We start from the raw sequence: 20,132 nt of genomic DNA, 5'->3' as shown, positions 1-20,132 counted from the left end.
CCGGGTTATAGTCAGGGCAATTTCCACCTTCCGGGCAAAGGTGATGGGCATGTCCCTGGGCGACCTGTACGACCCGCTCCGCACGCACCTGCACGACCCCTACCCCTTGTACGAGCGCGCACGGCGCGAAGAGCCGCTGTTCTTCTCCCCGGTGATCGGCGCCTGGGTCGTGACGAAGATGGCCGACGTGCGCACGGTGCTGCGCGATGGGCGGACCTTCTCCTCGGCGAACACCCTGCGGCCGTACACCCCGTTCCCCCCGGCCGTCCTGGAGGAACTGGCCAAGGGCCTTCCGCCGCGGGAGCTCTTCATCACCATGGACGGCGAGGCGCACCGGCGGCTTCGGGCCCCCGCCGCCGCGGCCCTCTCCCCCGAACGTGTCGCCGCGACCGAGTCGTACATCACCGAACGGGCGTCGGTCCTCATCGATGCTTTCGCCAAGGACGGCCACGCCGACTTCATGGCGGCGTACGCCAACGTGCTGCCCGTCGACGTGACCGCCCGGCTGGTCGGCTTCGCGGAGCAGGACAGCAGGGCGTTCGGGGACGACAGCCGCGCCGCGGCGGCCATGGGGATGGGGCACCAGTTCGGGTCGGACGAGGAGCAGATCGAGTGCGCGCGCGGCTGGGTCCGCTTCCAGCGGCTCATCATGCGGTACGTCACCGATCGCCGCGCCGCGCCCCAGAACGACCTGATCAGTGACTACATCGCCCTGTGCGCCCCGGGTGACGCGCCCCTCAGCACCGACGACATGGCGGGGCTCGTCGGCCTCGTCCTGTCGGTGGCCATGCCGGGCCACATCACCACCTCGGCGCTGCTCGGCAACGGCCTGCTCCGGCTGCTCACCCAGCCCGGCCAGTGGCAACTGCTCTGTGAACGGCCCGACCTCGCGGCGAACGCGGCCGAGGAGATCGCCCGCTACGACACCCCGACACACGTCTTCCTCCGGGTGGTGACCACCGACACCAGCCTCGGCGGGCGAGACCTGCCCGCCGGCGCCGAGGTCGCCGTCTGCCTCGCCTCCGCCAACCGGGACGAGGACGCCTTCGAGCGGGCCGAGGAGTTCGACATCACCCGGCCTCCGCAGGCGAACGTGGTCTTCGGCCAGGGTGCCCACTACTGTCCCGGCGCGGGGCTGGCCCGCCGCCAGGTGGAGATCTCCCTGCGCCTGCTCGCCGAACGTCTGCCCGGCCTCCGTCTCGTACCGGACCAGCGGATCGAGTACCGCAGCACGCTGGACCACCGGGGCCCGCTCGCGCTGCGGCTTCAGTGGTGAGCACGTTCGACGGCCTCTCTCGACCTCCATGCGCCCGTCTGTCCTCCTGCGGCGTCTGCCACGAAGCGGGCCCTCTGCGCGGCAGGCGGCACACTACCTGCTGTGCGCTCCACGTCATTGATCTCTTTGACCCCTCTTCTCCCGGTGATCCTGGTGGCCCTCGTCGTCCTGGGCGCCGTGGTCGCCTGGCTGGGCCGGCTCGGCCATGGACGGGCCGTTCTCACCGCCTGCCTGCGCGCGGCCGCGCAACTCGGCGCGGTCTCCGCCCTGATCACCTGGGTGGTCGCCTCCTTCACGGCCGCGACGGGCTTCATCCTGCTCATGTACGGCGTCGCCGCCTTCACCGCGGGCCGGCGCATCACCCGTGGCCGGAACGCGTGGTGGGCGGCGGCGCCCATCGCGGCCGGGACCGCACCGGTGCTGGCCGTCCTGGCCGGCAGCGGAGTGGTCGTCCTGGACGCGATCGTGGTGATTCCCATCGCGGGAATCCTGCTGGGCGGCTGCATGACCGCCACGTCGCTGGCCGGGCAGCGGGCGGCTGAGGAGCTGGTCCAGCGCAAGGGAGAGGTGGAAGCGGCTCTGGCGCTGGGCTTCCTGCCGCGTGACGCGGCACTGGAGATCTGCCGCCCCGCGGCGAACCGGGCCCTGGTGCCCGCGCTGGACCAGACCAGGACCGTGGGGCTGGTCACGCTTCCCGGTGCCTTCGTGGGGATGCTGCTCGGCGGCGCGAGCCCGATCGAGGCCGGGGTCGTGCAGCTCGTGGTGCTGGTGGCGCTGCTGGCCGCCGAGGCCGTGGCGATCCTGGTGACGACCGACCTGGTCGCGCGCGGCTACTTCGCGTGAGCCCGTCCAGGAGGGGCCTCCGCGTCCTGATCTGGCTGTTCCGTCCAGCCGCTGGTGTGGCCGCGTTCGGCCAGTTCACGCAGGAGGCGGGCGAGTGCGGGGTTACGGTCGCCGCGCCGCCAGACGATCGACCAGGGGTAGCGGATGGCCGGCTCCGTGATGGGGACGATCTGGACGCCGTCCGCGAGGCGTACGTCGTCAGGGGCGAGGGACAGGCGGTCGGGCGGGAGACGCCGGGCGTAGGAGCCGGCGTCGGCGCAGGCCGTGCCGCCGAACTCGATCGGGATGCCCAGGTCGTCCGCCACGCGACGGGCGAAGGCGGCCATGTCGGGCGGGTCGGTGCTGGGCCACCACAGGGCGTCCAGGTCGCGGGCGCCGACGTGGGCCGCGCCGGCCAGGGGATGCAGCGGGCCGAGCACCGCGACCATCGGCTGGAGGCGTACCAGCCGGCTGGTCAGGTCGGCGGGGAGGGGCTCGTCGAGGTCGGCGGGGTTGCCGAACGCGGCGTCGACCTCGCCGCGACGCAGCGCGGCCAGCGCGCGCGGCAACCCGCGCCGCACGCTGGGCTGGATCAGCAGCTCTGGCATGGTCTCGGCCAAGCCGACCGTCAGCGTCCACGGGAACTGCTGGTAGCCCCAGACGTCGAGGTTGAGCGGGCGCGGCGCGCCGCCGAACGCCGCCCGCGCCACCTCGGCCGCCTCCAGCAACCGCCTGGCCGGGTCGAGGAAGCGCCGTCCCGCCTCGCTCAGCTCGACCCGGCGGGTGCCCCGGACGAACAGCGCGCCGCCCAGCACCTGCTCCAGCCGCCGCACCCGCTTGGACAACGCCTGCTGAGTGACGAAAAGCCGCTGCGCCGCGCGGCCGAAGTGCAGCTCATCCGCCACCGCCACGAAGGCCCTGACCTGTTCCAGGTCCACCATTGACTCCTCCCGGTCGTCAATGCGCCCAACAAGTTGTTGGACCGCTGAACTCCCAGGACGCTCTACTGGCGGTCATGAATCTGATCACCCGAGCCGAACTGTCCGACCTGGTGGCCCGCTACGGCTTCGCCCTGGACGCGCGCGACTGGAACGGCGCCGCGCGGTTGTTCGCGCAGGAGGGCAGCCTCCGCTTCACCGGCGGAAGCGTGACCGGGCGGGCGGAGCTGGCCCGCTTCTACGCCGAGCGCGTAGGCGCTTACGAGTTCACCTTCCATTATCCGCACGCGCAGGTCTTCGAAGGGGACGGGGACCGGGCGACCGGGATGGTGAGCGCGCACGCCGAGCACGGGCAGGACGGGGTGTGCTTGATCGCGGGCGTACGGTACGACGACGAATACGTCAGGCAGGACGATGCCTGGCTGATCTCCAGCCGGACCATCAACTCCCTCTATTTCCTGCCTTGGCCGGATCTGGGGACCCGGTTCCACTCGGACGTCCACGAGCCCCGCTGACCTCGTTGACATCGCCCGCCGAGTAAGTACGCTTTTACGTAATTACGGAAAAGCGAATAATTCCTGATGGCGACAGCCCCGACCGGTCAGGAACGGAGCAGTCATGACGTTGTCACGACACCGCGCAGCCCGGCGGGCGTGGATCTCAGGAGACGTCGAGGAGGCCGCGCGCCGGGCCGCCGCAGCGGGGAACGACCGCCTGCTCGTCCTGGCCGACCTCGTACGCGGCCGGTTCGAGCAGGCGCTGGCCCGCTATGCGGCCCTCACCTTCCGGCACCCCGCGCTCGACCTGCCGGTGGCGCACGCGTGGCTGCACCTGGACCAGGCACACAGAGCCTGCGAGCACTTACGCCGGCGCCGCCGCCGTGTCCCGCGCGACCTGGCCCTGCGGCGCGACCATCCGATGACGGTCGAGGCCGCCGAGCCGGTCGCGCTGCCGTTCCAGGACCATCCGCTGGCCCCCTACCTGCCCGCCGTCGAAGGCGTGCTGAACGGCCACCGCACGCTGCTCCACCTGGACACCGGAGGCGCGTTCCTGGTGATGAGCACCCGGCGGGCGGCGCGGACGGGCATCGAGACGCTCCCGAACGGCCACCGCTTCCACGGCGTCACCCGGACGCCGGTCCGTGCCGGCATCGTCCGTGAGCTGGACCTCGGCGGCGCCAGGCTGACGAACGTCCCCGTGGACGTGCTTCCCACGCTGACCGGCCCGCAGGACGTCACGCTCATGGGCACCGCCCTGCTGCGGCGGTTCCTGCCCACCATCGACACTCCGGCCGGCCGCCTCCTCCTCGCCCCGCGCGGCCACCCCGCTCCCCTGGACGGCGTCCGCGTGCCCTTCTCGCTGTGGGGCGACCACTACATGCTGGCCAGGGGCGGCTACGGCCTCCGCCGCGACCTCACGTTCTTCGTCGACTCGGGGCTGGTCCACGTCCTGGAGGACGAGGACGGCACGCTGCGGCAGGCGGCCGTGCTGGCCACCAGGTCGCAGTATCGCTCGTGGGGCATTCCGCGCGCCGACCTGGCCGCCACCCATCTGAAGGCCGCCGGCCCCCTGAGCCTGGGGCCGCTGGCGCAGCCGGAGCACCTCCTGTCGATCGCGCCGGCCAGGACCACGCCGTGGTCGCGCCTCGGCGGGATGAGGGTGGACGGGCTGCTCTCACAGGCGTTCCTCGCCAGGTACGCCTGGACTCTCGACTTCGGCCGCTCCGAGTACACGTTCAGGTAGGGCGCGAGCCGTGCGCGGTCAGGTGGTGTGCGGGTTCGGATCGTCGTGCAGTGTGGCGTCGAGGAGGTGCGCGCCCGCGTCGTGCAGGGTGATGCCGTAGCCGCCGGCCCCGTCATCGGGCGGCGTCCCCGTGCCCGACTCGGCGATCGCCTTGAAGCGGGTGTCGCGGGTCGGGCCGTCGCCGACGAGGTGGCCGCAGAGGTGGCCGTCGCGGTCGTACACGGCCCACCGTCCCCCGTCCACCTGCGGCATCGCGTCCGGGTTGTCCTTGAGCCACTGCGCGTTGTCCGCGTGCTCGGCCTGCCGGTCGGCCTCACTCCGCTCGGCGGGCGCCTCGGCTGCCGTGTCGTCGTCAGTTTTGCGAGGACTGCTCATGTTGCGTCTCGCTCTCAGATTGCGGCGGCACCCCGAAGATCGCGGAGAGCCTGAGTCACAGCCTACCGACCCGGAAGAGCAGCCCATCGAACCCGGCGCCGCTCCCCACCGCGCCCCAGCCCCGACGGACAGCTCGGCGAAACACCGCTGAAACTCGCTCTTCCCCAGCGCGGCATTCAGCTTTATCCTCATGCTCAAGAATTCTGTGAACGTTCACAGAGCGCATCTGGGCGATTAAGCATCTTGAAGGCGAATTGGCGGGCCCCTCGTCGCCTCAATCGTCCGTGAACGTTCACATAGAGAAGTGCACGGCACCAAGACCACCACCGCCCATTTCTTGATCAAGGAGATCGGGATGGCCGTCCACCGCCTGCGCACCATCAGGGTCACGCTCCTGCTGACACTCGTGACGCTGCTCGCCCTCGTACCGCTGAATCCCACGCCGGCCGCAGCCGCCACGCTGACCATGCGCGGCGCCGACATCTCCTCGGTCCAGCGCAGCCTGGACCTCGGGGCCAAGTACTACAACGCGGCCGGAACCGCCGCCGACCCGCTGGACATCCTCACCGGCGTCGGCGTCAACTACGTGCGGCTGCGCGTCTGGAACAACCCGGCGAGCGGATACAACAACAAGGCGAAGGTCCTGGCCTACGCCAGGACGGTCAAGGCCAAGGGCCTCGGCCTGATGATCGACTTTCACTACTCCGACACCTGGGCCGACCCGGGCAAGCAGTACAAACCCGCCGCATGGGCGAGTCACGGCATCGGCCAGCTCCAGACGGACGTCTACAACTACACCTACGACATCTGCAACAGCCTGAAGGCCCAGGGCACCACGCCGGACAGCGTGCAGATCGGCAACGAGATCAACGTCGGCATGTTGTGGAACGACGGCAAGGTCGTCAACAACGACTTCACCAACCTGAGCCTGCTGCTGAAGGCCGGCTACAACGCGACCAAGGCGTGCAACGGCGGCACCCAGGTCATCATCCACACCGCGAACGCCGACAGCCAGGCGCACGCGCGCTGGTTCTACGACGGGATCCGCGCCAAGGGCGTGCCCTGGGACATCACCGCCCTGTCGTACTACTGCATGTGGCACGGCCCGCTGTCCACCCTGTCCACGGTGATCAACGACACGAGGTCCCGTTACGGCAAGCCGGTCGTCGTGGCGGAGACCGCCTACCCGTTCACCGCCGCCAACGCCGACAGCGAGGCGAACGCGGTGGGCGGCTCGACGCCGTGCTCGGGCTACCCGGCCACCTGGGCCGGGCAGGCGAGCAACTTCACCGCGGTCCAGAACACCGCCCGCGCCGCCGGCGCGATCGGCGTCTTCTACTGGGAGCCCACCTGGTACGCCATCACCGGCCACGGCTGGGACCCGGCCAACATGAACGGCACCGGCAACCAGTGGGACAACATGGCCACCTTCAACTGGACCGGCGGCGTCAACCCGGGCATCAGGTGGACGCCGTAACCGGCGCGGAGCAGGGTCAGCCGCCGCAGGCGCTGCGGAGGTTGTAGAACCAGGACAGGTATTTGGTATGGACGTCACGGCCGGCGACTCTGAGCATGGAGTCGTCGGCGTTCTCCAGGGTGGTGAAGTTCGCGCTGCCCGTGTAGACCCGGGGCGTGATGTCGTCGTCGTAGTGACCGTCGATCATCATGATCTTGGTGTGCGGGACCACGGAACGGCTGCCCACCGCGAACCTGCACGGCCGGACCTGGATGTACTTGCCGTTCGACGCGGGTTGGGCGAGCTTCGCCCGGATGTGGTCGGTGACGTTGGAGTGCGCGCTCTCGTCGTAGTACACGACGTCGATCCAGCAGTTCTCGCCGCGCAGCCGGAGCAGCTCGTCGGCGATCGCGTCCCGGGTGCCGTTGAACGCGGTGAGCGCCAGGCGGATGTCGGTCTGGCGGGTGACGCCGGCCGCGTCCTGGTAGCTGCACTCGACCAGCTTCAGCACGTTGGCGATCGGGTCGCCGCTGGAGCTGAGGCGGGGGAAGAAGTGACCCTTGTACGCCGAGCCGGTGGGAGTCGTCCAGAAGTAGTCCGGGTTGACCGGCTGCATGCGGCGGGCCCGCAGGTCCTTGAAATACTGGACGTAGCCGTTGTAGACGACGGCGTCGGTGAGGGTGAACGCGTCGTTGTAGGAGTTGTACAGGTACCAGTCCGTCATGTTCGACGAGGTCTGGAAGACGACGTTGGTGTGGGTGACCCCGTCCGCGACGACGCTGGAGAAGGTGGCGAACTTGTCGTGCAGGTAGTTCCTGGCGATGCAGCCCCGGTCGGCGCTCTCGTTCGGATACTCACAGCGCACGGCCCAGGAGGCGGCCGTCTCCGTGGTGCCGAGCGCGGTGCTGAGCTGGGCGAACACCGCGTTGTTCTGGCCGTCGTCCTGACTGTCGAGGATGACCTGCACCTTCACGCCCCGGGCGTGGGCGGCGATCAGCTCCGAGGCGACCTCGCCGGACCTGTCGCCGGGGGCGAACTCGTGCATCGCGAAACGGATCTCGCCGGCCGTGGGGACGGCCTTGATGAGCCGGATGAGCTGGTCCATCACGGCGGACTGCTTGACGCTCGGGCTGTGGGCGACGCCCGAGTCGGCCGTCGGGTCGTTGAAGACCGGGGCGTTCATGACGGGTGAGCCGGTGACGGCCGCCGCAGCGGTGTCGACGGCCGCGCCGGCGGTCGTGACCGGTGCGGCGGCGAGGCATAACGCCAGGATCAGGGTGATGGCGGTGGGACTGTTGATTTTCACGGCAGGAGTGCACTCGAAACCGTGATGGACTGTCAACACGAGCAGGTCAAGGAGGCGTGTGGACGAGAGCGTGTCGCTGGCCCAGCTTGCCCATCGACTGGAAGAGGTGGTGGGCGAGCTGCGTGGCATCCCGGTCGACGTCGAGCGGCTGGAGGACAGCGAGCTCGTCCGCCGGGAGATCGCGCAGGCCGCCGCCTCGGCACGCGAGCTGCGGGCCATGCAGCCGGTCGGCTCGGCGGAGAAGGGCCGCGAGGAGCAGCGGAGCCGGCGCAGCGTGCTCGACGCGCTGCGCGGCGGCATGACGATGCGCACGATCATCAACGCGAGCATGCTCGAAGACCCGCGCAAGGCGGCCCGGATCAGGGAGCTGCACGCCGCCGGTGACCTGCACCGCGTCGTGGACGAGCCGATCCAGCAGATCCTCATCTTCGACCGCACGGTGGCCTTCCTCCGCATCACGCCCGTCCCCTACGCGCCGGGCGCGCTGGCGATCAGGCAGCAGAGTCTGATCACCACCCTCATCGACCTGTTCGAGCAGACCTGGGCCAGGGCCAGAGAGGTCACCGAGCCGGCGCACCGGCTGACCCCGCGCGAGCGCGAGGTGCTGGCGCTGATCGCGGAAGGGCGCTCCAACAGCGCCGTCGCCCGCGCGCTGTCGATCACGGAGGCGGCCGTCGGCAAGCACGTGGCCGGCGTGTTCGCCAAGCTCGACCTGCCCGCGACCGAGGACGACAACCGGCGGGTGCTGGCGGTGCTGGCCTACCTGCGCGGCGCGGTCAGGTAGCGCCATAGAGCGATGTGCGTGGCACGGGTAGGGCCAGACCTACCCCGTCCTCGCCCCAGCCCCCATGCCACGGCGTCGCGGCACCCCCTTTGATGAGGGTATGCAACGAATGACTGGTTTGCTGGTGGGCGCGGCCTTCGGCGCGGTGTTCGTCGTCGTCAACGCGCAGAGCCCGCTGAACACCGCGACCGTGTACGTCCTGCGGGTGGCCGCGTGCCTGGCGGCCGCGAGCGTGCTCGCCCTGTGGTTCGCCGCCGTCCGGCAGGAGCGGTCCGCCGGCGCCCGGCAGGAGCGGTCCGCCGGCGCCCGGCAGGAGCGGTCTGCCGGGGGCCGGCCGGGGGGCATGTTCGGCCGGGGTTACCTGGTCGTGGTGGCCGCCGAGGCCGTCCTCCTCTTCGGCGGGCTCCGGTTGCTGGCCGCGTGGGACCGTCCCCCGCAGGCGAACGTGGCCTGGATCGCGCTCGTGGTCGGCGTGCACTTCATCGCGTTGGCGCCCGTCTGGAAGGACTGGAGCATCGCCGTACCCGGTGTGCTGCTCACCCTGCTCGGCGCCGCCGGGCTCGTCCTGGCGTCGACGGACGCCGTGGCCTGGGTGCCCATCGTCAGCGGGGTGTTGTCCGGGGTGGTCCTGCTGGGCGGCGGCGTCACGTTCGGCCGGCGCGCCGTGGCCCGGCCGGTCATGGCCGGGCCGGGTCCGGCGGGCTCCGGCGCGGCCGGCCGGTAGCCCCGTCCGGACGCGGGCGCCTCACCCGATCAAGGCGGTTCGGCGGTGGCGCCGCATCGGATGAACGGCACCCAGCACCGTCACGCCAGCGCCGCCAGCGCCGCGCGGGCCTTGGCGGGCCCGCCGAAGGAGAAGTACGGGTTGATGGACAGCGCTTCGGACAGGTGGGCGCGGGCGGCCGCGGTGTCGCCGAGGGCCCGCTCGATCTCGCCGCGGTGGAAGGCGAACAGGGCGTTGCGCCCGCCGAGCCGGTCGGCGTGGGCGGCGTAGCGGACGGCCTCGACGGAGCGTCCCGCCCGGTGCAGGGCCCAGCCGAGGGCGTCGGCGACCTCGACGCTGCGCCCCCGCGCCCACTCCTTGCGCAGGTGCCGCACGGCGGCGAGCGGATCGCCGTGATCGGCCTCGAACCGGCCGGCGGCCAGGTCGTCGCGGACCCCGTTGGCCGCCAGGAGCCCGATCTGCGCGGTGAACAGCGCGTACTGCCGGTCGGCCGCGTCCCGGTCACCGAGGTGTTCGAGCAGCTCGGCGTGCTCCACGGCGAACGCGGGCGAGCGGGCGCCGGCGGCGGCGTAGTCGCGCAGCGCCTCGGCGGTCCGGCCGAGCGCGGCCAGCGCGCGGGCCCGGCCCGCCAGTGAGGGGGCGTGTTGCGGGTCGGCGGCCAGCGCCTGGGCGTAGGCGTTCAGGGCATGGCGCGGATCGCCTTCGTGCCAGGCCAGCTCACCGAGCTGCCACAGGCAGAAGGCGTACTCGGCGGCGTCGCCGGCGATCTCCCGCGCCCGCTCCAGGGTCTGCCTGGCGGACCCGGTCCGGCCGCGCAGGTGCTGCAGGCGCGCGGCACGGGTGAAGGAGGCGAGGTCGGGCCGGCCGTCCAGCATGCGCTGGAGCTCGCGCTCGGCCTTGTCGTACGCGCCGAGTTCGAGGTAGGCGTCGGTGAGCACGCCGTACAGCGGCCAGCGGTACGGCGCGGCCGCGCGGGCGCGCGCGCCCCAGCGCAGCCCGGCGGCGAAGTCGTGCCTGGCGTTCGCGAGTGCGCCCATGCCGATCACGGCGTCGATGTCGGGCTCCCCCGGCGACAGGCGCAGCGAACGCAGGAAGACCCCGTGCGCCTTGCCGTAGTAGGTGACGTCGCCGGTGCGCCGGGCCTGCTCCAGGTACGCGCCGCCGAGCTGGGCCCAGGTGGGCGCGTCGGCGGGGTGCCGGCGCAGGTGCCGCTGCATGTCGACGATGAACGCGCTCAGCTCGTACGGCGTCCACCGGGCGGGCGGATCGTCCTGGCGCAGCGGCCCGCCCGGCGCGAACAGGGCCAGCACCAAGCACCCCAGCAGTGCGCAGCCCAGCAGCGGCAGGATTCTCCGTACGCGTGTCATCTGTCGGCCGTCCTCGGGCTCGGGCTAGGCGTTGCTGGGCAGGGCGAGGTACGGGAAGGAGCCGGTGACCTGTCTGGTCAGGAAGGCGGGACTGGTCTCGTCGGTCAGGGCGGGGACGCCCGGCCCCGCCGGTTCGCCCAGGAGCATCCGCAGATTGACGGTGACGACGTCGTCGATCGGGCGGCGGCCGTTGGGGTAACCCTGCTCGTCCCCTTTGAGATAGCCGTACTGGTGCGGCTCGGCGGTGACCGGGGTGCTCATGTTGAGCCGCAACTCCTCGGCGCGCACGACGCCGGAGGCGTCGCGGTTGAGCAGGTGCCCGTTGAGGTCGTGCTTGATCGGGCCGCCGCGGGTCAGGCCGGTGAGGTAGATCTCCTCCAGGTCCCTGCGCGGCGCGGCCGGCGCCTTGACGCCCGCCTCCCCCGCGATGACCTTGGCCTGGTCGGGATCGAGGGTGGACGGCACGACCAGGCCACCGCCCTCGTCGTCCTCGGGGCGCAGGCCGTTGAAGCGGTCACGGGAGGACTTCGGGATCAGGACCTCGTTGAAGCCGGGGTTCCCCAGCCGCGACACCTGCTTGTAGTCGCCCGAGCCGCCGCGCAGCGAGACCGACCTGCGGGAGGCCGTGGTCCACACCCCGATGACGGGGTTGCGGGCCGGGTCGCCGCCGCGGGCCAGGTCCGCCTTCGGCACCTGGATGGCCAGCGCGTTGACGCCGGCGGGCACGCCGGTCCGCACCGGGAAGAACGGCAGCCCGAACCGGAGCAGTGTGACGGCCTTGTCGTCGGAGAAGAACGGGCCGGTGAACACCTTCACGCCGCCGGGCAGGTCGATGACGGCCCGGCTCGGGTCGCCGGGCGCGACCAGGGCGCCCGGGTCCGCCGGCGCCACGTGACCGTCCTTGACCAGGGTCTGGGCCGGCCTGCCCGGCTGGTGCCTGGTCAGCGTGAAGCCCTGCTCCACCAGCGGCTCCGGCCCGGCCGGCGGCTTCGCACGGACGAACGGGGGCACGGGAAGGCCCTTGTTCCTGAACGTCCAGCGGTAGGTGAGCGCCGCCTGGCCGGTGCCCGTGTTGTCGATGTGCACCTCGTAGCGGGCGTTGGTGTCGAACGCGCACGGCTTGCCGGGGAACTGGAACGTGCGGTAGTTCGCGATGACGGTGACGCTGCGGGGCCGGTCCGGGCTGGTGAAGGCGTACAGGTCGGTCGCGTCGATCTGCTTGTCGAGCGTGGTGGCCGGCGCGTCCCAGTGACTGGTCGCCGTGCCGGGGCGCATCGCGGGCCCGAACAGCACGCCGGCCGCCAGCACGGCCGTCGAGGCGGCGGCGGCGAGGGCCCAGATCTGGGCGCCGGTCAATGGCATCGTGTCCTTCGGTCGCCGCGAGCCGGTCGCGCCGCCGTGGCGCGCGGCCCTTCGGGTGACCCTGGTGACCACGCCTGCGCCGTTGACCGTCTCCAAAGAAATCGCAAGCCTTTGACCTGCTAGAACGCACTCAACATAGTCAGTTGGTCACTCTGTGTAAAGCGCTTACAAAAACAATCATCGCCATCTTCGGCCACGGTGGAATGGCTTTGCCCCCGGCCCTCTCACCTCGAGCCGGGGGCAGTCCATGGAGTTCTGTGCGCGTACGGGTGCCGTCAGGCCGGGAAGTCCTTCGGGTTGACCCGGCTGGTCCGCGCGTTGCCGCCTCTGACCGGGTTGAGGGTCAGGGTCCAGATGCTCGTCCCGGCGGAGGTCGTGGTGAATTTCAGCCGATCGTTGAACCGGTTGTACACGGCGGCCCGGGTGAACCTGCCCTTCGACGTGCTGAACCGGTAGCCGGTGGTGAAGTAGATCCGGTACGTCCCGTCCCGGACGTCCCTGACACTGGCGGTGGACTTGGCGCGGACGTAGATGCTGATCGCCTTGGTCTTCCCCTTGACCAGCGTGACGACCCCGTCCTTCGACGTGCCGTTCTTGACCTTGAGCGTGCCCTCGCCGCCGCTGTAGCGGTCGTAGAGGATCCTGCCGTTGCGCGGACGCGCCGCGGCGGCCGGGCCGGCCGTCTGCGGCGCCACGACGACCGTACGCTCGCCGACGACGACGGCTCCGGCGGGGGAAGCGGCCAGCAGGCCGCCTGCCAGCACGACGGCCGCGACGACACCGGTACGCAGCGGGGTTCCTTCGAGAAGTCTCTTCACAGGAGCATCTCCTTGGGGGGTCGCATACTCAGGCCAACATAGAGGAACCGTGCCTGATCGACTATCGGGTATGTCTGAGCCGCCTGACGCCTCGCCAAGGGCGGCGCGGCAGGTGATCCAGGCCGCTCCGCCGCCTGCCCGGCCGGGGGCACTACCGGCAGGTAAGCTGGCCACATGGCCGGATACGTTTCCGAGAGCCTCGCCTCGGACGGAAGCGAGGAAGGCATCTCCTGCGACGTGCAGTTCACGGTCGTGTTCAAGGTGCTCGGCAAGCGCTGGAACGGCATGATCATCGTGGCGCTGCTGCACCGGCCCTCGCGGTTCAGCGAGCTGGCCAAGATGATCCCGGGCATCACCGACGGCATCCTCACCGAGCGGCTGCGGGAGCTGATGGCGGCCAGGCTCGTGGAGCGTCAGCTCGCCGACGGGCCGACCACCGCGGTGCTCTACCGGCTCACCTCCGTGGGCGAAGACCTGCGCGGGGCCTTCCTGGAGCTGCACGCCTGGGCCGAGCGCAACGACATCGGCGAGCACTGCGCCACCGAGCGCGCAGGCCGCGCCCTCGACGCGGCCCAACCCCGGTAGCGCCCCGACGGCCGGACCCGCCTTCAGCGCGGCCCCACCTCGGTAGCGCCCCGACGGCCGGACCCGCCCTCCAGCGCGGCCCAACCCCGGTTAGCGCCCCGACCCGCCACCGGCGCGGCGCGCCCCCGGGTTGCGCCGCGAACGGTGGCGAGGTGTCTAGCGGCGGGCGAGGTCGATGAGCTCGGCGTAGCGGGCGATGGCCGCGTCGATCTCGACGGGCCGCCCCTGCGCGTCGTGGCCGGAGTCGGCGAACAACACGTGGTCGACGCCGGTGCCGTCGAGCCCGGCCAGATCGTCGGCGATCTGACGCGGCGAGCCACCGAGAAACGGCCGGTCGTCGCCCAGCGCCTCGGCGGTGATGGGCACGTTGGCCCGCGCCACCACCGTGACCGCGCCGGGGTCGCGCCCGAACTCCTCCACCGCCGCCCGGAAGACCTTGGCCAGGTCCAGCAGCATGTCCCGCGAGACGACCACCGGATTGAGGCCGTCGGCGATGCGCGCGGCCCGCCGCACGCCACCCGGCGTCATGGCCCCGAGCAGGATCGGCACGTGGGCCTGCGCCGGCTTCGGGTTGATCTCCGACTCGGCGATCTGGGTGAACTTCCCGTCGTACGAAACGGGATCGGGCCCCCAGCAGGCGCGCATGGCCGCGACGACCTCGTCCATGCCCGGCCCGATGCGGCTCATCGGCACGCCGGCCGCCGCGAACTCCTGCGACATCCATCCCTGGCCGACACCGGCGACGACCCGGCCGCCGCTGAGCTGGTCGAGCGTGGCGAAACGTTTGGCCAGGACCACGGCCGGATGCAGCAGGGCGTCGATGATGCTGGTGCCGAGCTGGACCCGCTCCGTGAGCGCGGCCACATAGCTCAGGGTCTCCAGCGGCTCGTAGGTGAGCCGGTACGTCTCCGGCATGGGCTGCGGCTCGCCGCCGCCCATCGAGACGGGCGCGGTCGGCCGCAGCAGCCGCTCGTAGGTCCACACCGAGTCGTAGCCCAGGCGCTCCGCGTCCTGCGCGACGCGGGCGATGTTGGCGGGGCCGGCCAGCGGGCCCGACGTGGGGAGGGCGATTCCTAGTTTCATATCAGTAGCCTACTATTTTTTTCATAGTTAGCTATGTAAGCCAGAGCGTACTTTTACCGGCGGCGTGTGACGTTCTCCAGGTGATCGGGTTTGTTGGTCATGATCCCGTCCACGCCGTACGCGATCAGGCGGCGGATGACGTCCGGCTTGTTCGTGGTCCCGGCGTACACCTTCATGCCCTTGGTGTGGACCTTCCTGATGTACCGCGCGGTGAGCCCGGCGTGCGGGAGGTTGATGCCGTTGGCGTAGGTGGCCAGCTCGGTGAGGCGCTTGGCGGGCGGCTTGCCGAGCAGGGTGATCGGCACCTGCGGACTGATGTCGCGGAAGGCCCGCATCGACCGCCAGTCGAACGCCTGCAGGGCCAGCCGCCCGCCGCTCCACCAGGCTTTGGTGTCCTCCAGCTCGGCCGCAACGTTCCGGTCGATGTCCGGGCTGTGCGGCGGGTGCTTGATCTCCAGCAGGAGCCCGCCGTCGCTGCCGTGCATGGTCTGCAGCGCCTGCCTGAGAGTCGGCACCCCCTCGCCCCGGTACCGCGAGGAGAACCACGAGCCGGCGTCCAGCCGGTGGATCTCCGCGAGCGTGAAGTCGGCGACCTTCCACGGGGATCGCCTGGGGAAGACCTTCTCCACGTTGGTGGTGCGCGACAACGTCTGGTCGTGCATCAGCACGAGCTGACGGTCCTTGGTCTCCTGGACGTCGAACTCGCACAGGTCGGCGCCCTGCGCGCGGGCCAGGGCGCAGGCCGCGACGGTGTTCTCGGGCGCGTACCCGGCACCGCCCCGATGCGCGATGTTGTCGATCTCCGGAGACGAGACGAAGGAGGCTGCGGAGGGGGCGACGGCGGCAGCGGCGGCGGGGATGGCCGTCATGCCGTGAGCAGTCAGAGCGGCAGTGGGGACGGCGCTGGGGACGGCGCCGAGGGCGGCGGTGACGATGGCACTGAGGACGGTGCTGAGCTCGCGATACATGATTCTCCTCAGGACTTGGCCGCCGCTGCCCCAACCTGACAAATGCGTCGCATGTCGAGTTGTCCTGGAAAGTGCCCACTAAGGGCGACTAAGACCTCTTTCGTACTGAGTGTCGATCGAGTCGGGACGAAGTCTTTGCCAGACGAATCGCGACCTGAAAAGGGGGGAATTCACCCCGAAAGGCCCCGGCGATGGTCACCGTCCGTGAGACGCCCACAGTTACGGTCACGAATCGTGTGCTGACAAAGAGTCAACCCACCATTCGGGATGATTCTTCGCATCTGTAGCTTGAAGTGCATGTGCCCCATCGGCATAGTGGACGAACCACAGGCGTTCCAGTTGTGGCGGGCATCCTCGGGGGCACCCAGTTCACGACTGCCCAGCGGCGCTATCTCCACGCGCGGAATTGGACATATGGATGAGCTCGCCTCCGCCGATCCGTACCAAGCTGCTCAGGATCCTCCTGCTTCCGCTGGTCTCGATGATCGCCCTGTGGGGGTTCATCGCCTATTCCAGCGTGGAGGAGATCGCCACGGTCTCCCAGACGCAGGACCGCTGGGAGGCCATCGGGTCGCCAGTGCTCGAACTGATCATCGCGTTACAGCGGGAGCGTCAGCTCTCGGCCGAGGCGCCTCGGAGCACCGGGGCGTACGCGCCTCTGGTGGACCAGCGGCGCAACACCGACGTCCGGGTGGCGCGGCTGCGCGAGGTCATCGGGTCCCTTGACGTCGAGGCCGCGGGCGCCGAGACCCCGGCCCAGGTGCGGGCTCTGGTGCAGGCGCTCGACGGGCTGCGGGCGCTGCGCGCCTCCGCCGACGGAGGCGTCCTGGCGCCGCCACTGACGATCATCAACGCGTACAACAACCTGATCAGCGTCGCCAACGGCCAGTTCAGCGACCGTGACGCGCTGAGCGACGTCTCGTCCTACCGCGCGGTGCGCGGCATGGCGGCCTACAGCGCCACGGCGGAGTATCTCGGCCGCGAGCACGCCGTGCTCACCAGCACGATCGTGCAGGGCAGAATGACCCCCACCGATCGTGCCTCGTTCGTCGCCGCGATGGCCAGCCGCCGGCTCGTCTTCGCCAACGCCGAGCGCGACATGGGCCCCGAACTGCGGGCCACCCACGACGACCTGGTCGCGAGCGCCCAGTACAAGCGGCTGATCGAGGTGGAGGACGAGCTGTTCGGGTGGGACACCGACGGCGCGCCGCCGGTGGAGCCCGCGCAGTGGAAGGGCGACGCCGAAGCCGTCCTGCGTACGCTCAACCAAGACACTCAGGCGGAGCTGGCCCGCGCCGCGGAGGAGTCCGAGGGGCAGAAGACCGGGGGCTACTGGCGGATCGGGCTGGTCCTGCTCCTGGGCCTGGCGGCGGTGATCGTGTCGGTCGCGCTGTCGTACCGGTTCGGCCGCTCGCTGATCACCGAGCTGCTGCGGTTGCAGGCGTCGGCGGTGGAGCTGGCCGAGGAGCGGCTGCCCCGGCTCGTCGAACGGCTGCGCCGCGGCGAAGACGTGGACCCGGCCACCGAGGCCCCCGGCCTCGATCCGGCCGACACCGCCGAGGTCGATCGCGTGGTGCACGCCTTCGCCGCCGTACGCCGCACGGCGGTCGAGGCCGCCGTGGGCCAGGCGACCCTGCGCAAGGGCGTCGGCCAGGTCTTCCTCAACCTGGCCTGGCGCAACCAGGCGCTGCTCCACCGGCAGCTCGCGCTGCTCGACACCATGGAGCGCCGGATCGAGGAGCCCGAGGTCCTGGAGGACCTGTTCAAGCTCGACCACCTGACCACCCGCATGCGGCGGCACGCGGAGAACCTGATCATCCTGTCCGACTCCGCGCCCGCCCGCCGCTGGCGGGACCCGGTGCCGCTGTTCGACGTCGTACGCGCGGCGGTGCTGGAGGTCGAGGACTACACCCGCGTCACCGTCGCGCCGATGCCCGACGCCCCGCTGCTGGTCGGCGGCGCGGTCACCGACGTGATCCACCTGGTCGCCGAGCTGGTCGAGAACGCCGCCGTCTTCTCCCCGCCCGACACGAACGTGCACATCCGCAGCATGCGGGCGGCCAACGGGTTCGCGCTGGAGGTGGAGGATCGCGGCCTGGGGCTGAACCAGGCCACCCTCGACGATCTCAACGCGCGGCTGGCCGAGCCGCCGGAGTTCGACCTGGCCGACAGCGACCGGCTCGGGCTGTTCGTGGTGTCCAGGCTCGCGGCCCGGCACAACATCAAGATCGCGCTGCGGCCCTCGCCGTACGACGGGACCACGGCGATCGTGTTGTTGCCCTCCGCGCTGCTCGCCGGGGCCGAACCTCCGGCCGACGCCACGGCGGCCCGTCCGGCCGACCACGCCGTGGCCCACGCCGCCAGGCCCCCGCGCGCGCTCGGCGCGGCACCCGCGGAATCCCGGCCGTACGGCCTGGCCGCCGCAGCGGAGGCCGATCCCGGCACCCCGCAGGAGAGCCTTCCGGACCTCACGCCGGACACTTTCCCGGACACCGTCCCGAACCGCTTCCCGAACAACTTCCCGGACACCGTCCCGAGCAGCTTCCCGGACACCGTCCCGAGCAACTTCCCGGACACCGTCCCGAGCAGCTTCCCGGACACCGTCCCGGACCACTTCCCGGACACCGTCCCGGACCACTTCCCGGACAGCTTCCCGGCCGCGCCCGCCCACGCCGCCGGCCCCGTAGCCCAGTCCGCCCAGTCCCCCGGCCCCGGCCCCGATGCCCAGCCCGCTCACGTCGCCGAGCCCGAGCGCGCGACCTGGTTCGACGCGGGACCCGCGACGAGGCCGGGCCCGAAGGCGGGAGCCGAGCCGAGGCGGATGCCCGCCTCGGCGACGCCCCCCGGCCCGCCGGTCGAGTGGAGCGTCACGGTGCCGGCCCAGGATGCGGACGAGGACCTCGACGGGCTGCCGATGCGCATCCCGCAGGCCAACCTGGCTCCCCAGCTACGCACCGCCCCGAGCGCCGGTCGGCGCTCGGTCGCGGGGCGCTCGCCGGAGGAGCTCGCACAGCTCATGTCGTCCATGCAACGTGGCTGGCAGCAAGGCCGCCAGCAGACGGAACCTGGACAAGACGTGTGGAAACGAAAGGACGACCATCCCGATGCCCGACCCCAGAAGTGAACTGAGCTGGCTTCTTGACGACCTCACCCAGCGCGTCCCCGGCATCCGGCACGCCATCGTGCTGTCCGCCGACGGGCTCGCCATGGGCGGCTCCCGGGAGCTGACCCGTGAGGACGCCGAGCATCTGTCCGCCATCTCCGCCGGCAGCCACAGTCTGGCCATGGGCGCGGGGCGCCACTTCGACCTGGGCGGCGTACGGCAGACGATCATCGAGATGGAAGGTGGCTTCCTGTTCGTGACCGCGGCCGGCCAGGGTGCCCGGCTGGCCGTGCTCGCCACGGCCGACGCGGAGCTGGGCATGGTCACGTACGAGATGGCGCTCATGGTCAAGCGGGTCGGCGAGCACCTCTCCGCGCAGCCGAGGGGAGCGGCACCGGCACCCGCCTGGAACGGCGCGAGACCATGACCGGGGAGGATCCCGGGCCGCTGATCCGGCTGTTCGGGCTGACCGGCGGCCGGGCGCGCCCGCAGGGCGAGACGTTCGACCTGGTGGCCATCGTCACGACGGTCGACGGCGTCTACCAGCCATCGGACCTGATCCCCGAGCATCGGGCCGTGTTGTCGGTGTGCCGCAAGCCCACGCCGGTGGCGGATGTCGCGGCGCACCTCCGGCTGCCGCTCAACATCACCCGGGTGATCCTCGGAGACCTGCGGCGCGAGGGCCTCATCACCATCCAGCGCCCGCGCCCCGCCGCCCAGACGATCGATGAACGCATCTACAGGGAAGTGCTGCATGGACTACGCAGCCTCTGAGCCGGGGACGACCGCGGTCGCCTCGGCCTTGGCCATCAAGATCCTCATCGCGGGCGGCTTCGGTGTCGGGAAGACGACCATGGTCGGCACGATCAGCGAGATCCGGCCGCTGCACACCGAGGAGTTGCTGAGCGAGCGGGGCGTCGGGATCGACGACCTGTCCGGTGTGGAGACCAAGGTCACCACCACGGTGGCGCTGGACTTCGGCCGCATCACCATCCGCGAAGGGTTGTGGTTGTACCTGTTCGGGACCCCCGGGCAGGACCGGTTCTGGTTCATGTGGGACGAGCTGGCGCTGGGCGCGCTGGGCGCCGTCGTGCTCGCCGACACCCGCCGGCTGCAGGACAGCTTCCCGGCGGTGGACTACTTCGAGCAGCGCGGCATCCCGTTCGTGGTGGCCGTGAACTGCTTCGACGGTGCCCGCCGGCACGATCCGGCCAAGGTGCGGCGGGCGCTCGGGCTGACCGAGGGCATCCCGATCGTGTTGTGCGACGTACGCCGGCGCGAGTCGATCAAGCAGGTGCTCACCACGCTGGTCACGTACGCGGTGGAAGGCGTCTGATCCAGTCCAGCGTTCGTCCACCTGCGGACCGGCGGCAGGCAAAGGCCGCGTCGAAGGCCTGATGGAGGGCAGGGATGCAGAAGCGC

At 71.0% G+C, this 20,132-nt stretch carries 20 protein-coding genes; 12 read left to right on the top strand and 8 right to left on the bottom strand.

Going from position 1 to position 20,132, the window contains the following annotated elements; genetic code table 11:
* Window positions 1-49: 49 nt before the first annotated feature.
* Together ACWD0F_RS05245 and ACWD0F_RS05240 are read left to right on the top strand one after the other, a co-directional pair.
* Window positions 50-1,276 (top strand): cytochrome P450, encoded by a 1,227-nt coding sequence (locus tag ACWD0F_RS05245; protein WP_449872648.1) that lies wholly within the window; start codon window positions 50-52, stop codon window positions 1,274-1,276.
* A gap of 126 nt (window positions 1,277-1,402) precedes the next feature.
* Window positions 1,403-2,119: an ABC transporter permease gene (locus ACWD0F_RS05240; protein WP_449872647.1), complete on the top strand. Its 717-nt coding sequence runs from the start codon at window positions 1,403-1,405 to the stop codon at window positions 2,117-2,119.
* On the opposite strand, the gene ACWD0F_RS05235 is transcribed toward ACWD0F_RS05240, so the two are convergent.
* Window positions 2,107-3,039, bottom strand: a complete 933-nt coding sequence (locus ACWD0F_RS05235; protein ID WP_449872646.1) for a LysR family transcriptional regulator — start codon at window positions 3,037-3,039, stop codon at window positions 2,107-2,109. The two genes, ACWD0F_RS05240 and ACWD0F_RS05235, sit on opposite strands and share 13 nt — an antisense overlap.
* Before the next feature lie 74 nt (window positions 3,040-3,113).
* On the opposite strand from ACWD0F_RS05235, the gene ACWD0F_RS05230 reads away from it, so the two are divergent.
* Both ACWD0F_RS05230 and ACWD0F_RS05225 read left to right on the top strand, forming a co-directional pair.
* Window positions 3,114-3,551, top strand: a complete 438-nt coding sequence (locus ACWD0F_RS05230) for a nuclear transport factor 2 family protein (protein ID WP_449872645.1) — start codon at window positions 3,114-3,116, stop codon at window positions 3,549-3,551.
* 103 nt (window positions 3,552-3,654) lie between these two features.
* Window positions 3,655-4,779 (top strand): retropepsin-like aspartic protease, encoded by a 1,125-nt coding sequence (locus ACWD0F_RS05225; RefSeq protein WP_449872644.1) that lies wholly within the window; start codon window positions 3,655-3,657, stop codon window positions 4,777-4,779.
* An 18-nt stretch (window positions 4,780-4,797) separates the two neighbouring features.
* Here ACWD0F_RS05225 and ACWD0F_RS05220 read toward each other — a convergent pair whose 3' ends face one another.
* Window positions 4,798-5,154 carry a hypothetical protein gene (locus tag ACWD0F_RS05220; RefSeq protein ID WP_449872643.1) on the bottom strand — a complete coding sequence of 119 codons (357 nt, stop codon included), beginning with the start codon at window positions 5,152-5,154 and terminating at the stop codon, window positions 4,798-4,800.
* Window positions 5,155-5,458: 304 nt separating this feature from the next.
* On the opposite strand from ACWD0F_RS05220, the gene ACWD0F_RS05215 reads away from it, so the two are divergent.
* Entirely contained in the window at window positions 5,459-6,631 is a 1,173-nt protein-coding gene (locus tag ACWD0F_RS05215; protein WP_449872642.1) for a glycoside hydrolase family 53 protein, read from the top strand.
* Window positions 6,632-6,647: 16 nt separating this feature from the next.
* On the opposite strand, the gene ACWD0F_RS05210 is transcribed toward ACWD0F_RS05215, so the two are convergent.
* Window positions 6,648-7,916: a phospholipase D-like domain-containing protein gene (locus tag ACWD0F_RS05210; protein ID WP_449872641.1), complete on the bottom strand. Its 1,269-nt coding sequence runs from the start codon at window positions 7,914-7,916 to the stop codon at window positions 6,648-6,650.
* 58 nt (window positions 7,917-7,974) lie between these two features.
* On the opposite strand from ACWD0F_RS05210, the gene ACWD0F_RS05205 reads away from it, so the two are divergent.
* Window positions 7,975-8,700, top strand: coding sequence for a LuxR C-terminal-related transcriptional regulator (locus tag ACWD0F_RS05205; protein ID WP_449872640.1), 726 nt, complete (start codon window positions 7,975-7,977; stop codon window positions 8,698-8,700).
* Between the two features lie 109 nt (window positions 8,701-8,809).
* Entirely contained in the window at window positions 8,810-9,424 is a 615-nt protein-coding gene (locus tag ACWD0F_RS05200) for a hypothetical protein (RefSeq protein WP_449872639.1), read from the top strand.
* 80 nt (window positions 9,425-9,504) lie between these two features.
* Here the strand turns inward: ACWD0F_RS05200 and ACWD0F_RS05195 are convergent, their stop codons facing one another.
* From ACWD0F_RS05195 to ACWD0F_RS05185, 3 genes are all read right to left on the bottom strand, one after another.
* Window positions 9,505-10,791: a tetratricopeptide repeat protein gene (locus ACWD0F_RS05195; protein WP_449872638.1), complete on the bottom strand. Its 1,287-nt coding sequence runs from the start codon at window positions 10,789-10,791 to the stop codon at window positions 9,505-9,507.
* A 24-nt stretch (window positions 10,792-10,815) separates the two neighbouring features.
* Window positions 10,816-12,153 carry a DUF4331 domain-containing protein gene (locus ACWD0F_RS05190; RefSeq protein WP_449872637.1) on the bottom strand — a complete coding sequence of 446 codons (1,338 nt, stop codon included), beginning with the start codon at window positions 12,151-12,153 and terminating at the stop codon, window positions 10,816-10,818.
* Window positions 12,154-12,428: 275 nt separating this feature from the next.
* The gene (locus tag ACWD0F_RS05185) at window positions 12,429-12,971 is read right to left on the bottom strand and encodes a hypothetical protein (RefSeq protein ID WP_449872636.1); all 543 of its coding nucleotides are present in this window, start codon (window positions 12,969-12,971) and stop codon (window positions 12,429-12,431) included.
* A 174-nt stretch (window positions 12,972-13,145) separates the two neighbouring features.
* Here ACWD0F_RS05185 and ACWD0F_RS05180 point away from each other — a divergent pair, with 174 nt between their 5' ends.
* Window positions 13,146-13,556 carry a winged helix-turn-helix transcriptional regulator gene (locus tag ACWD0F_RS05180; RefSeq protein ID WP_449872635.1) on the top strand — a complete coding sequence of 137 codons (411 nt, stop codon included), beginning with the start codon at window positions 13,146-13,148 and terminating at the stop codon, window positions 13,554-13,556.
* A 156-nt stretch (window positions 13,557-13,712) separates the two neighbouring features.
* Here the strand turns inward: ACWD0F_RS05180 and ACWD0F_RS05175 are convergent, their stop codons facing one another.
* Both ACWD0F_RS05175 and ACWD0F_RS05170 read right to left on the bottom strand, forming a co-directional pair.
* Window positions 13,713-14,639: a TIGR03619 family F420-dependent LLM class oxidoreductase gene (locus ACWD0F_RS05175; protein ID WP_449872634.1), complete on the bottom strand. Its 927-nt coding sequence runs from the start codon at window positions 14,637-14,639 to the stop codon at window positions 13,713-13,715.
* 53 nt (window positions 14,640-14,692) lie between these two features.
* Window positions 14,693-15,607, bottom strand: a complete 915-nt coding sequence (locus tag ACWD0F_RS05170) for a glycerophosphodiester phosphodiesterase (protein WP_449872633.1) — start codon at window positions 15,605-15,607, stop codon at window positions 14,693-14,695.
* Between the two features lie 418 nt (window positions 15,608-16,025).
* Here ACWD0F_RS05170 and ACWD0F_RS05165 point away from each other — a divergent pair, with 418 nt between their 5' ends.
* From ACWD0F_RS05165 to ACWD0F_RS05150, 4 genes are read left to right on the top strand one after another with little or no spacing between them, the layout of a single operon-like run.
* The gene (locus ACWD0F_RS05165) at window positions 16,026-18,731 is read left to right on the top strand and encodes a sensor histidine kinase (RefSeq protein WP_449872632.1); all 2,706 of its coding nucleotides are present in this window, start codon (window positions 16,026-16,028) and stop codon (window positions 18,729-18,731) included.
* Entirely contained in the window at window positions 18,712-19,137 is a 426-nt protein-coding gene (locus tag ACWD0F_RS05160; RefSeq protein ID WP_449872631.1) for a roadblock/LC7 domain-containing protein, read from the top strand. Before ACWD0F_RS05165 ends, ACWD0F_RS05160 begins: the two co-directional genes overlap by 20 nt.
* Window positions 19,134-19,484 (top strand): DUF742 domain-containing protein, encoded by a 351-nt coding sequence (locus ACWD0F_RS05155; protein ID WP_449872630.1) that lies wholly within the window; start codon window positions 19,134-19,136, stop codon window positions 19,482-19,484. The genes ACWD0F_RS05160 and ACWD0F_RS05155 overlap by 4 nt, the downstream gene beginning before the upstream one ends.
* On the top strand, window positions 19,465-20,046 hold the full coding sequence (locus tag ACWD0F_RS05150; protein WP_449872629.1) for a GTP-binding protein: 582 nt from the start codon (window positions 19,465-19,467) through the stop codon (window positions 20,044-20,046). The genes ACWD0F_RS05155 and ACWD0F_RS05150 overlap by 20 nt, the downstream gene beginning before the upstream one ends.
* The last annotated feature ends 86 nt before the right edge of the window (window positions 20,047-20,132 follow it).

Source organism: Nonomuraea sp. NPDC002799 (assembly GCF_053592075.1).
This window is presented reverse-complemented; position numbering and strand designations above follow the sequence as displayed.